Raw genomic sequence first — 11,831 nt, forward strand, 5'->3', positions numbered from 1 at the left:
ACTACCTCTTCAATGCAGACTTTAGTTGTTCAATGGTTTGATACTCGACGGTGTAGCCAAAGTAACCCGGGCCCGCGACTTCAATACCTTTATCAGTGCGCCATTTGGGGTCGCAAGGGTAAGCGATAAGGTCGATGCGCTGCCCGTAACGAAGTTGTTCGGTTGTGATTGGCTTACCCGTTTCATGATCCAAGATCGAAATAAGATCCGGTGTTGATGCCAGCAGGTTATCTTGGCTCATGTCTGCGCGGCTTGTACCTTTGTGCGCGAGAAGTAATTCGTTTTGGAACTGCACAAACACGTTATCGACGCCGGTATCTTCAAACTGAGCCAGCTTTTCAATCACGACACCACCTGTTGCAAAACCACCATCGGTTTCACGTTGAATATCAACAATCTTGCCACTGATGATGGTATGGCCGCCGACAATGTCTAATACGGCCTGTGTGCCACTTTTATTGTTGTCGTTCGCCAGTCTAATCGCTTCACCAATCTTCATTGCTTGGGTCAGTGTTGCAGGCAGTGCGCTGCGTTTTAGGTTCTTACCGTTCATTGGGTAATCGCACATTGCTGCAGAGCCGCCCATCTGCTCGGTAATTGGCCTCGCAAACTTTTCAGACCAAATACCGTCAATCGGATAAAGCGTGACGATATTGCCACGCTCATCGGCCAATGTGTTCGGTGCCGAAGGGAGACCATCAAGAAAGAAGGTCACCATCTGAGCTTCTGGGAACGCACGTCCCATCGCATCACAATCGATCACAGGAATGTTCTTTTGTGCTGCAACGAGAATTGGAATCAATGAATTGAAGCCGCCTACTTCGATAGGAAACGTTGCCGCTACTTCAGTGCCGAGCGCTTTTTCCATCGCTTCGAAAGCAATCAACATTTGATCTTTCGAATTGAGTTTCTCTACTGCGACTGTTGGTGCGCCAATCATTGAAGAGGGCACTGTCATCCAATCGTCTTGCACGTCTTCTAAAGGAATCATGCGTACAGGGTGCTTTGCCGTTGCAATGGCTACTTTCGCCATCAAGGCACCGCTGTATGGGTCACCGCCGCCGCCAGTACCTAATACCGTCGCACCCAGCGCGATATCATCAATCATTTGTTCAGTAATAATCACAACTACTATTCCTTATCACTTGAAGGAGAAAGCTTCATTAGGGCGAGGTAAATCACACCAGCGGCAAGAATGCCGTCTAACGCCGAGATGCTGGTGAACGAAAACAGGTTGAAAAACTCTGGTGCAGTACAAGCGCTGAATGCAGTACCAAATGCCCAAGAAGCCAAGCCTTTAAACATCCAATCTGGAACTTGTTGGATGTTCTCAAAGCTCATTTTTGTCGAATCTAAAACATAATATTGAACGATGTAGACACCCGCAGCAGGCGCAATGGTTACGCTGAGTAGCATTAAGAAGTCGGTAAACTTGTTCACCATGCCGAGTTGAGCGATACCAATGCCGACGATGGTCATGATCACAACCAGAACAGGGCGCGGAATCTTAGGTAGAACCATCGACATGCATAAGCCGCCAGAGGTTAGGTTGCTACTGTTGGTGGTCCATTGTGCGAATACCAGTACTATAATGGCCGCCATGCCTAAACCTAGGGTGAAGAAGACTTCGACTAGGTCGTCGGTGCCGGTCATTTTGGTCAAGATCAATGCGATAAGAATGATGGCGCTGTTGCCGACGAGGAAACCGATACCCGCTCCTAAAATCGCATCACGGCGTGTTTTGGCGTAGCGAGCAATATCAGGTGCAGCAACCGCAGCTAGAATCCAGATAGACATAACAAAAGAGATGGCTTGGCCAAGCGTCAAAGGATCTTCAATCGATGGCGCTGCGCCACCTTGATAATCAGCAGCCATAAACAAACCGATGGTAATCAACGTCACCATCAATGGAACAGAATAGGTACTGAGTTTGCCTAAAGCACGAACGCCATAGATAGCCGTCATCATCATTAACACACTGCCGCCAATAAGAGCGGTGAGGTGTGAAATTATGATGTCGTATTTCGCCAGTGCATCGACCATGATGAAAGCGAAGAAATCAGCCTGGAATGCGAACCAGCCGACTAATGAGATGCCGTTGATGAAGCCAAGAATTTTACCGCCGTTACGGCCAAATACCGCGCTGCTCACCAGCGGGGTAGAGACGCCAGCTTGAAAGCCAATGTTGGCACACAGCATCGCGATGATCGCCAATAAGCCTGAACCAATAAACGTGGCAAGCAGTGCGTCTTCAAAACCAATACCGCTGCTTAGAATCGAGCCGAGAAACAGTCCCGAAATGTCGATGCCGATTGCCAACCAAATAAGGCTGATGACCCACCAAGATCGTTTGGCCTTCTCGGGAACGGGTTCCAACTCGAAGTCATCTATCTTTTTGTGGCTGTGTGTTGCTTCGGGTTTATTCACGTAAGCTTCTGCCGCCATAGTGCCATCCATGCATTGTTATTCCATAAGTGTGAATAAAGCATACTGATGTATTTATTGTTAATAAATGAATATAATCAGATGTAAACATAACAAAAAACAAATGTGAGTGGCAAAGTGAATCAAAACAATAAGTTAGATAAAAGAGACCTACGTAGATTAGAGCTTTTTTGTGAAATTGTTGAACAAGGAGGCATCAATCAGGCGGTCGCAAGCACTGGGATTAGTCAACCAGTGCTGAGTAATCAGCTTATTGCCTTGGAAAAAAGCTTAGAATTAACATTATGCCAACGTGGTCGACGTGGTTTTAAGCTGACTCATGAAGGTGAGCAAGTGTATAAATATGCGAACCAACTAAAATCGACCTTAACCGACTTCGCTTATAAGTTACGAGGTGTACAGACGGAACTCTCTGGGCATGTGCGAATTGGATGTTTGGATAACACCGTCACTTTGCCTTATAACCCACTTCCCAAAGCGATCGAGACGTTTTACCAACGCAGTAACAGTGTTGAGGTGAGTGTTGATGTCGGGGATTTCACCCAGTTGAATGAGAAGTTAGCAAAGAACCAGATTGATATGATGATAGTGGTTCTAGGGTCACATCAAAAATCAGCGTTTCAACATAAATACCCACTGTTTGAAGAGCACAGTTATCTGTATGCGCGTAAGGATCTGGCTGAGAAGATCATGGACAAGGATTTCTCATTGGATGGCTGTCGTATCAACATGGGCGGCTATGCCAAAGATGAGATGTTCCGATTACTGAATATTGAGCAGTACGATTCCGTAAAGCCTTTTGATGGCTGGCATGTCGAGTCGGGTGTAATTTTAACCTTGGCGGGCACACACCTGAGTTTTTTACCGTCTCATTTAATCGACCGTGGCCATTATGACCAAGCCTTGATTCCGCTTCAGCCCGAGAAGTGGAGCCTTAAGAGTCAGTTTTATGTGGTGTTGAAGCAACCTGTAGATTCCCTTTCCCCCGCCGCGCGTGCGTTTTTTGATGAGCTACACCAACCGGAAACATCGGGTTCAATCTAGAGCACTTTTCGCTTCTTAAGAGCACTTCTCGCTTCTCAATAGCATTTACGATACTTTTCCCCATAAACAAAAAACCTCTGCCAAGACAGAGGATTTTTGTTTTTAAAAGTTATGCGTGAAAACTAGCGGTTCTCAAAGCGGTTGTAATCCAACAGGCCGAACTCGATAGGTTGCGCTTGTTGATACCAGCGATGGACACGGTCACTGAACGGCCAAAACTCCGGAGAGCTGCGTCGTACAGCAAACTTATCAAGTAACGCCACGTAGTCTTCTTCCGTGTTCAAGTTCTGTAGCGTTTTAACCAGAGTCGGAATGTCGCTTTCGGTTAATGACAGGTAAGCCGCAGGGTAGCTACCGACAACGCCTCTTACGAGGGTTAGGTCATCATTGGCGTAATCACGGTTACCTTCTTCATTAAACAGGCTCGAAATGTTGCTGTGAGCGTTGTTGTGAATCATGGTGAACAGTTGCTCTTCGCCGTTTTCGCCTTCAATCATGATCATCACTAATTGAGGCACATGACGCAGGCCTTCGCCCTTTATCAAATTCACTTGGTTAAGCAGTGCTTCATTCTTCCTACCAAAACCTGTTTCAACAATCTCAAAGCGATTATCGAGAACAGGTGCGAGCTTATCTTTGATCATATCAAGCAGTTCGTGTTTCGGATCCGCCGTTTTGTAAACCACGCTGGTCGGCTGATCAAAAGGTGCAATGTTTCGCTGCAAATAGTCACTCAGTTGTGCGCTTTGGTTCTGGTACCAACTAGAGTGTTCAATGTGACGAACGTCTTTAGGAAGAAGGCTTAAGAAGTTACTCTCACCTTCAAGACGCAAGAAGTCCATGAACATGCGTGTAATCAGCTGGTGGCCAAAGTTGCCGTAAACATCGAAGCCTGCAACGAGAAGATAATGAATACGCTCTAGAAGAGCATAATCAAGAATCCACGCAGTCTTAGGTTGCGTGCCAACTAACCCTTGTACAACAGAGGCGCTATCGAAGTGCCTAAAGACGGTGAGAGCAGCATTCGGGTTGATGCCATCGCCATCCCAAATGATGCCAGTGTCTAGGTGGACGCCACTCTCGAACCATTGGTTAGTGAAGTCTGATTTCGCGTTTAGGTATTGCGCTTGTTGCTTTGCGTATCTTACCCAGTTGGTCACAGGTACGGTGTTACTTTTTAGTTCGCTAGGCAGCTTTAAGTTTTTCTTTTGACTTGCGTAGAAGGCGTTGATTTCCGGAACATCGGCTTTCTCTGGGTCGATGAAGAAAACCCAAAAACGGTCGTTAATTACGTTCAAGGCAAGTTGACCACGACACACAGGTCCTTTGATGTAGGCCATGATGGTGTTTTGCGCGTTATCTAACATGAAGTTGAAGCGCGAGTTTACTGGCAGTGCTTCAAACGAAGTCATTGGGTTAGCTGAAACATCGATGTCGTAACTAGGTAGTTGTTTTACTTCGTAATTTACGTCGACAAACCAGGTATTCCACTTTTGTAGACGCTCTTTATTAAGTGCGAAAGGCATGTGCGTTTTGTCGACGATAGTGCCTTGTTCTGGAATCAGACGGTAGTAAACACGGTCTACTTTTGGATCGTCATAAGGGCGACGAGTCGTGATGCGCTGTACCGCTTCACCTGGTGGTGTTGCAGAGCGAACAACAGTGAAGAAGCGTGTTGGCTGAGCTAAATCAGAAAAATAGACATGAGATAAAAACAGGTGCTCGTAGATGTAACGTGCTGAAAGTTGACTCTTATTGTCACTCTTGTTTAAAAAGCTTTCGTAGACATTAACGAGCTCTTGTTCTGCATCAGTCAATGGAATGTGGTCGTTCATTAACGCGCCATTTTCCAACCAACTCATTAAAGTCGCGTATTCGGTTTTGTCTAAGTTTGGCATCCCATAAGGCATTCCCCAAGTTGGGTAATCTCTCTCGTATTGAGCGTATTCTTCAATGGTTGGGCACTGTTGGTCGCGATCGATTGAAAAGTCGAAACCTTCAAGCTGGGTTTGATCGGGCAGAGGGTGATTCTCTTTCTGGATCAACATACGAGAAACAAGACCAGCATCGAGGTTAGCCGTTGAGTTTTGCATGCGCTCATTGAGGACAGGATGAAAATCCGCATCGCGCCACTCTTGCGTGGTTAAAGCATCTTCAAACAAGCGAGTAGGGGCTGATGCCGTTAAGCGGGTGCCTTGATAAACGAGTGCCTTGCTCGCGCCTCGGTCTATACCTTCCACTGAAGACATTTTGAGTTGGCAAGGGGCGTCATAACAAGCGTGACAAACCACGCATCGGTTATCAATGATGGGCTTTACTTCGTCAATGAAGTGCTGCGCTTGAGCTGAAAGAATAGGTGCTTGGCGATCGCGTACTTGTTGTTCACCAAACAGTTCGTCGAAGTTTAAACCCGCGTAGACGGCACAACCTGAGAAGACGCTAACAAAAGCTAAAATGAAGAGTTTTTTCAAATTCATACGTATTTAAATATTAGGCATTTTCTATAATTATATCGAAAATGATTGAAAATGCTCATGTTCTAACAATTTTGTAGACAAGATCTTGATGGGACGAGTGACTTGTCGATGCGCGTCACTCGCTAGTGCTCAGAAATTGGTGTTTAGACTTAGCTAGATTTAAGTCCCAAGAGCTAAAAGCTAGCAGTTAAGAGTTAAGAGTTAAGAGTTAAGAGTAAAGAGTTAAGAGCTAAGACTCATTGATTGACGTAACAAACAGAGAAGGGGACAGACAATCGCTCAAACTCTTTGATCCAGCGCCACTGGTTGTCTTGCGGTTTATCGCCAGGGCCTTTGACTTCAATCCAATGAAACTCATCGCCCTTGAACGCAATCAAATCCGGCATCCCAGTTCTAAATAGCTTTAAGTCACTCAATATCACTTTGAAGAGGTCTACAACCAAGGCATTTGGAATTGAAGCCATGCCGTGTTCGATGAGTGCTTTAGGAAAATAATTCCAATGAACAAAGGGGTTCGCGATACCTTGCTTTTCATCGTAAGTATCAAGAAAATGGTTCAGCCCATGTTTGGATATCGTTTGAAACACGGCTTCAATCTGTTCGGCTCGCTTGTCTACGAAATCTGAATGGTACAGATCCAATGGTCGATGTTGGTAACGATTGATAAAGGCGCCTTCAACGTCTGCGAAAATGACATCCCAGAAAGCCAAACCAAACAAGCCACACAGAAAACTGTTTTCTGAAAAGTAGACGTCCCAACCTTGGTTCTCAAAATGCTGCTTTACCGCAAGCTCGACTCGAGTTTGGCTGAGGTCTAATTCCAGTTTTAACTCTTTGCAGCTCGGCTTTATGGTTCGTGAAACTTTGTGCCCCTGTTTCCGTAGCAGCCGGTCTTCAAGCTTAATAGCGATTTCCAACTCTGACACATCCGATGGAGTAGCTTTCATTTGCGTGACAATGTCACACATTAAGTCTAGCGTACCTTGCTTATCATAGATGCGTGCAAGTCGTTCTCTGCTCGGAGGAAGTGTAGATTGTCTGAACCAAAAGATTGCTTGGTCGTTTAGATTAAGCCTTTCAAGATCGCGAGCAACATCATTGATCAAACGCGATCGTTTTCTGGCAATACTTCTGTGTTCTGATTCTTCAGGAATCGCATTTAAAATCAGTTCCAGAAACTCGCCATCTTTGCGGTCACCTTCTGAATACAAGCGTTGAATATCGCGCATCTGGATTAATTGATTGAGCTGATCCCTAGAGGTGAAGAAGCGGCGTTGCTTGCTTAATGGGTAGTTCTCAAAGGTGTTTAGCCCAAGGTCGCTTAACACGAACTGACTTAAGTCTTGATAGGTGTTGGCAAAGAACAGCAACAGTAATACATCAATCACTTGAGATTCGATGACGTAAATACAGTCGAAAGAGAGGTTTTGAAATTGATCAAAAGGTTGCTGATCAAGCCGTAACAACAGCTCGTCTTTCTTGGCATTTCTATGGCTCTTAAGGGCGGGGAATACACTCAACAGCTCTGGTTTGGTGAGCAAGTGCAACCCGAGCTCGACCTCACTAATGGCGAGGTCATGCTGTTCTTCGGGATGACTCAACCCAATGAAGCCTGAGCTGTTTAGCTCTTGCAGTTCGGTCTTTAGATCTGGGATCTCAACATAGTTGAGTTTATCGCTGCGAAACCAACGGCCTTTACGAGAAAGCAAACGAACCATTAGGCATTGGCTTGAAACAGAAAGACGTTTGTATGCGGACAACCAACGACATTCATCATCACTCAGAAGATCGGGGTAGAGCGTTTGAGCGTGTTCAACCAGTCGATTGAAGTTGTCGAGATAATAAGTGGGGGAGAGCTGAAGAGTGGTTTCGGTCGTCAATGGAGAAGTCGCTTGATACAAAAAGAGCCTAACCCTAAGGTTAAGCTCTTCAGTAACAAATTCAATCTTTTCTGTTGATTAAGCTTGTGATGCTTTTAGTTCAGCAACTTTAGCTTCAGAGATTGGTTTAGTGATGATTGCTAGAACAATACACACTGCCATCATAACTGCAGAGATTGTGTAAGCTAGGCCGTAACCTTCGCCGTTTGACATTGAGAAGCCAACAACTGCTGCACCGATAGCGCCGCCGATACCCCATGCCGTGTAAAGCACGCCGTAGTTAGTACCGTAGTTTTTCAGGCCGTAGAACTCAGCAGTTAGTGTTGGGAATACTGCTAGAAGCGTACCGTAACCAACCGCTGCGATAGCCGTACCAATGATTAGCGTGAATTCAGAGTTGAACGTAGCGAATAGAGCCATGTTCGCGCCTTGAAGGATGAACGCTAGAAGTAGAGTACGTACGCCACCGATTTTATCTGCAAGCATACCCGCAGCAACACGGCCGCCTGAGTTGAATACTGCAAGGATAGACGCTAGGTAAACTGCGTTTGGCAGGTTAGCTTGAACGCTAGCAATTGTAGTGATGTTACCGATGATCATTAGACCAACAGATGCAGCGAATGCGTACATGATCCATAGAGAGTAGAACTGAGGAGTCTTCAGCATTACTTTCCAAGTTAGGTCTTCAGTCTTCTTAACCGCTTTAGGAGCTTGGCCTGCTTTTACTTTAGGCTCAGCTGGCGTGTAATCCGCTGGTGGGTTGTTGATTGTTGCTGCTAGAGGTACTGCGATTGCAAGTACACCAACACCAAGAATCATAAAGCTAGTTTGGATACCCATGCTGTCGATTAGCGCAGAAGTTACTGGTGCTAGGTAAATAGCCGCAAGACCGAAGCCTGCTGCGATAAGACCGTTAACCATACCTTTCTTAGAAGAGTGGAACCACTTCATTGCTGATGGAGACAGACATGCGTAACCGAAGCCGATACCTGCACCTGTTATAATACCGAACGTGATGTTCAGCATCATAGGCGTTGTAGCGAAACCAGAAGCAATCATACCTAGGCCTGTAAGCGCTGTACCTAGGATAAGGATCTTACGTGGACCCATACGGTCTTGTAGGATGCCCGCAACAAGAAGACAAACAGAGAATGTGATAGTTGCAATAGCGTAAGGTGAAGATGCTTCAGCAGCACTCCAACCAGCTTCAGTTACTAGCGCTTTGTTAAATACACTCCAAGCATACAGGATGCCAAGACAAAGGTTGATACAGAAGCCTGCTAGCAGGATACGTGTTGCTTTATCAATCTTGCTCATTTTTATTCTCAGTTTTGTCATCGGTTAGTGGAGAGCCACTTAACTAAAGACGGGTTATTGTGATTGTTTCTTCAAAATTAGTTTGCGTTTATCAACAGATAGCGCAAAAGAGCGCGGATTATAACCAATTAAAATGTGATTGGAATCTCTTTTTCCATTTTTGGTAAATTAAATTCAATTTGTTAATAAGTTGTTTTTCATTGGTTTTTGAAATGTTTTTAACACCTCTCTATTTTGTTCTTTTTCGCTCTGTCTTCTTATTATTTCAGGGATTTTGAGGTGATGGTTTTTGAATAGACGCGTATTGCGTGCGGATATCACAGAGTTACAAATAATTTTAATTAATTTCCAAGGTTAAATTTGTGTAACAAAATAAATCGTAACAGCGCTTTGTTCATATGAGACAAGGAGTAACGGAGTTTTATTAAAAACAGAATGTTAAGCAATTGTTAAGGGTGATTTTTGTTAGTACTTTTGCTTACATTTTGTTCGATTGGAGGGGTTGTGTTGTCCGTAAAAAGTGGGAAAATAGTATGCAAACTGAGATTCCAAATTTGAAAGGATGCGTTTCCAACTTATGGTGAGGCGAGTATTATGAAACTGTTTTTAATTTTATTGATGTCAATTTCTGGTGGTGTAGCGGCAGCTGACCATATTCACTCTTTCCTATTCGGCTTCTATGTTGCGGCTCTAGCAGTTGGTAGTTGCTACTGGCTTGCATTCCGCAGTACGCGTTTCCCACAGTTGGCATTAGTGCTATTGATGTGTGGCTTTTTTGCGAAAATTGCAGTGACTGTTATCGGTGTTTCTTGGGGTATCTCGAACGATATCATTCAATCGCCGTTCATTTTCTCATTGTCATACCTGTTCTTCTTAGTGGTTGTGTCTTACGTTTGGTTTGCATACCGCGATAAATTGACGCTAAAACAGCGCGCTAAGAAGGTAGAAGAGTCTCGCAAGCAAGCGGCAGCATAATTCGATTTGATTCTTAAAAAGCCTTCTTCGGAAGGCTTTTTTGATCCTGCCTACCTGAACTCTATTATTTGGTTATGACGGCAGATAAAAGAAACCCCAGTATGGTGACATACTGGGGTTACTTGTTATGTATCTATTATCTAGCAGTTACCATCTACCAAAGACTACTCTGAAGGTGTGTTATTTCTTCATCATCTTAGCGAGATCGGCGAACGGGTTGTGTGTCGCTGACTGATGATCATCTAAACTCGCTTTTGCATCCACACCATAACGCTCATGGTCAGTGTATTTTGAATGCTCATGATCGTGACAGTACAGGCACAGTAGCTCCCAGTTGCTGCCATCTTCAGGGTTGTTTGTATGGTCGTGATCCACGTGGTGAACGGTAAGCTCTCGGAGGTTTGAGTAAACAAATTCGCGCGCACATTTACCACAAACCCAAGGGTACAGTTTTAGTGCTTTTTCGCGGTAGCCTTTCTCTTGGCGAGCATACGCTGCACTCGAACCTGTGAAATCAGAAGACATTGCCAAATCCTTATCAATTGTAATATCCCGATTTTATCACAGCTTTCTTGAAGCTGTCGGTATGTCGTTCGTAAAATCATTGCTAAATGATGCAGTGGACTTATCGATATTAGATTGAAGTTTGAATACAGACTTACCTTCTACACACTAACGCTTAAGCGGGTTATGTCTTTCTGGAATAAGCCATGCTTAACAGTTTGAAAATAAATCGTATTCAGGGGTTTTAACCGCAGGCATGTGACCTAATATCAGTTTGTGAGACCCTATATTAATAAGGAAATATCATGTCAGAACAATACACTCCGCCAAAAGTTTGGGTTAACGATACTGCTGGTGGTAACAAGTGGGCAAACATCAATAGTCCTGAATCTGGAGCTCGCTTTGATAAAGAGCTTCCTGTTGGTGACCATGCTTTTCAATTGTATTCTCTTGGCACACCTAACGGTCAAAAAGTCACTATCTTGCTGGAAGAGTTGTTAGCGGCGGGTGTTAAAGAAGCTGAATATGATGCGTACTTGATCAACATCGGTGAGGCTGATCAGTTCTCTTCTGGCTTTGTTGGCGTGAATCCAAACTCCAAAATACCAGCACTTGTCGACAAGTCTGGTGACGAAGACGTGAATGTATTCGAATCGGCATCTATCTTGATGCATCTAGCAGAAAAATTTGGTCACTTCTTACCAAAAGAAGGGGCAGCAAGAACGCAAACCATTAACTGGTTGTTCTGGGCACAAGGTTCTGCGCCATTCCTAGGTGGTGGTTTTGGTCACTTCTACGCTTACGCGGATGAAAAGCAAGAGTACCCAATTAACCGCTTCGCAATGGAAGCTAAGCGTCAACTAGATGTGTTAGACAAGCAACTTGCTAACAGCACTTTCGTTGCGGGTGAAGAGCTGTCTATTGCAGATATCGCGATTTGGCCTTGGTACGGTAACTTAGTACTTGGCAAAATTTACGACGCAGCCGAATTTCTACAAGTTGAGTCTTACACCAACGTTGTGCGCTGGGCGAAGCAGCTAGAAGCGCGTGAAGGTTTCCAACGCGGCCGAGTGGTTAATCGTTCATTTGGCGAAGAGTGGGAGCAAGTACCAGAGCGCCATTCTGCAGAAGACATTGACCGAGTTTTAAAGCTTAAGCCTTAGTTCTTTTTTGAACGTGTTTTTGGCAG

General features: G+C 44.8%; 9 protein-coding genes. 3 read left to right on the forward strand and 6 right to left on the reverse strand.

The annotated features are described in order from the left end of the window. Position 1: 1 nt before the first annotated feature. Positions 2–1,126 carry a DUF917 domain-containing protein gene (locus LMH68_RS19590; protein ID WP_229647755.1) on the reverse strand — a complete coding sequence of 375 codons (1,125 nt, stop codon included), beginning with the start codon at positions 1,124–1,126 and terminating at the stop codon, positions 2–4. Between the two features lie 5 nt (positions 1,127–1,131). Continuing rightward, entirely contained in the window at positions 1,132–2,457 is a 1,326-nt protein-coding gene (locus LMH68_RS19595) for a cytosine permease (protein WP_229647756.1), read from the reverse strand. 93 nt (positions 2,458–2,550) lie between these two features. On the opposite strand from LMH68_RS19595, the gene LMH68_RS19600 reads away from it, so the two are divergent. Beyond that, on the forward strand, positions 2,551–3,489 hold the full coding sequence (locus LMH68_RS19600) for a LysR family transcriptional regulator (RefSeq protein WP_229647757.1): 939 nt from the start codon (positions 2,551–2,553) through the stop codon (positions 3,487–3,489). Positions 3,490–3,611: 122 nt separating this feature from the next. Here the strand turns inward: LMH68_RS19600 and LMH68_RS19605 are convergent, their stop codons facing one another. From LMH68_RS19605 to LMH68_RS19615, 3 genes are all read right to left on the reverse strand, one after another. Next, positions 3,612–5,966 (reverse strand): fatty acid cis/trans isomerase, encoded by a 2,355-nt coding sequence (locus LMH68_RS19605; protein ID WP_229647758.1) that lies wholly within the window; start codon positions 5,964–5,966, stop codon positions 3,612–3,614. A 236-nt stretch (positions 5,967–6,202) separates the two neighbouring features. Beyond that, on the reverse strand, positions 6,203–7,867 hold the full coding sequence (locus tag LMH68_RS19610; RefSeq protein ID WP_229647759.1) for a VRR-NUC domain-containing protein: 1,665 nt from the start codon (positions 7,865–7,867) through the stop codon (positions 6,203–6,205). Between the two features lie 57 nt (positions 7,868–7,924). Next, positions 7,925–9,163 (reverse strand): OFA family MFS transporter, encoded by a 1,239-nt coding sequence (locus LMH68_RS19615; RefSeq protein WP_017067032.1) that lies wholly within the window; start codon positions 9,161–9,163, stop codon positions 7,925–7,927. Positions 9,164–9,757: 594 nt separating this feature from the next. On the opposite strand from LMH68_RS19615, the gene LMH68_RS19620 reads away from it, so the two are divergent. Continuing rightward, a complete protein-coding gene (locus tag LMH68_RS19620) occupies positions 9,758–10,138 on the forward strand; it encodes a hypothetical protein (protein ID WP_017064770.1) in 381 nt (126 codons plus the stop codon). A 180-nt stretch (positions 10,139–10,318) separates the two neighbouring features. Here the strand turns inward: LMH68_RS19620 and LMH68_RS19625 are convergent, their stop codons facing one another. Then, complete coding sequence (locus LMH68_RS19625) at positions 10,319–10,663, reverse strand: YajD family HNH nuclease (protein WP_017060876.1); 345 nt, start codon at positions 10,661–10,663, stop codon at positions 10,319–10,321. Positions 10,664–10,947: 284 nt separating this feature from the next. Between LMH68_RS19625 and yghU the strand changes: the two genes are divergently transcribed. Further along, on the forward strand, positions 10,948–11,805 hold the full coding sequence (yghU, locus tag LMH68_RS19630) for a glutathione-dependent disulfide-bond oxidoreductase (RefSeq protein WP_017060875.1): 858 nt from the start codon (positions 10,948–10,950) through the stop codon (positions 11,803–11,805). Positions 11,806–11,831 lie beyond the last annotated feature (26 nt).

The sequence above is a fragment of the Vibrio sp. F13 genome, assembly GCF_020806305.2.
GTDB lineage: Bacteria > Pseudomonadota > Gammaproteobacteria > Enterobacterales > Vibrionaceae > Vibrio > Vibrio crassostreae_C.

What these genes read in the sequence shown, in the direction of transcription:
- LMH68_RS19595 (WP_229647756.1), bottom strand. Translation starts at nt 2,457, where the DNA reads ATGGATGGCACTATGGCGGCAGAAGCTTACGTGAATAAACCCGAAGCA.
- LMH68_RS19605 (WP_229647758.1), bottom strand. Translation starts at nt 5,966, where the DNA reads ATGAATTTGAAAAAACTCTTCATTTTAGCTTTTGTTAGCGTCTTCTCA.
- LMH68_RS19615 (WP_017067032.1), bottom strand. Translation starts at nt 9,163, where the DNA reads ATGAGCAAGATTGATAAAGCAACACGTATCCTGCTAGCAGGCTTCTGT.
- LMH68_RS19620 (WP_017064770.1), top strand. Translation starts at nt 9,758, where the DNA reads ATGAAACTGTTTTTAATTTTATTGATGTCAATTTCTGGTGGTGTAGCG.
- LMH68_RS19625 (WP_017060876.1), bottom strand. Translation starts at nt 10,663, where the DNA reads ATGTCTTCTGATTTCACAGGTTCGAGTGCAGCGTATGCTCGCCAAGAG.
- yghU (WP_017060875.1), top strand. Translation starts at nt 10,948, where the DNA reads ATGTCAGAACAATACACTCCGCCAAAAGTTTGGGTTAACGATACTGCT.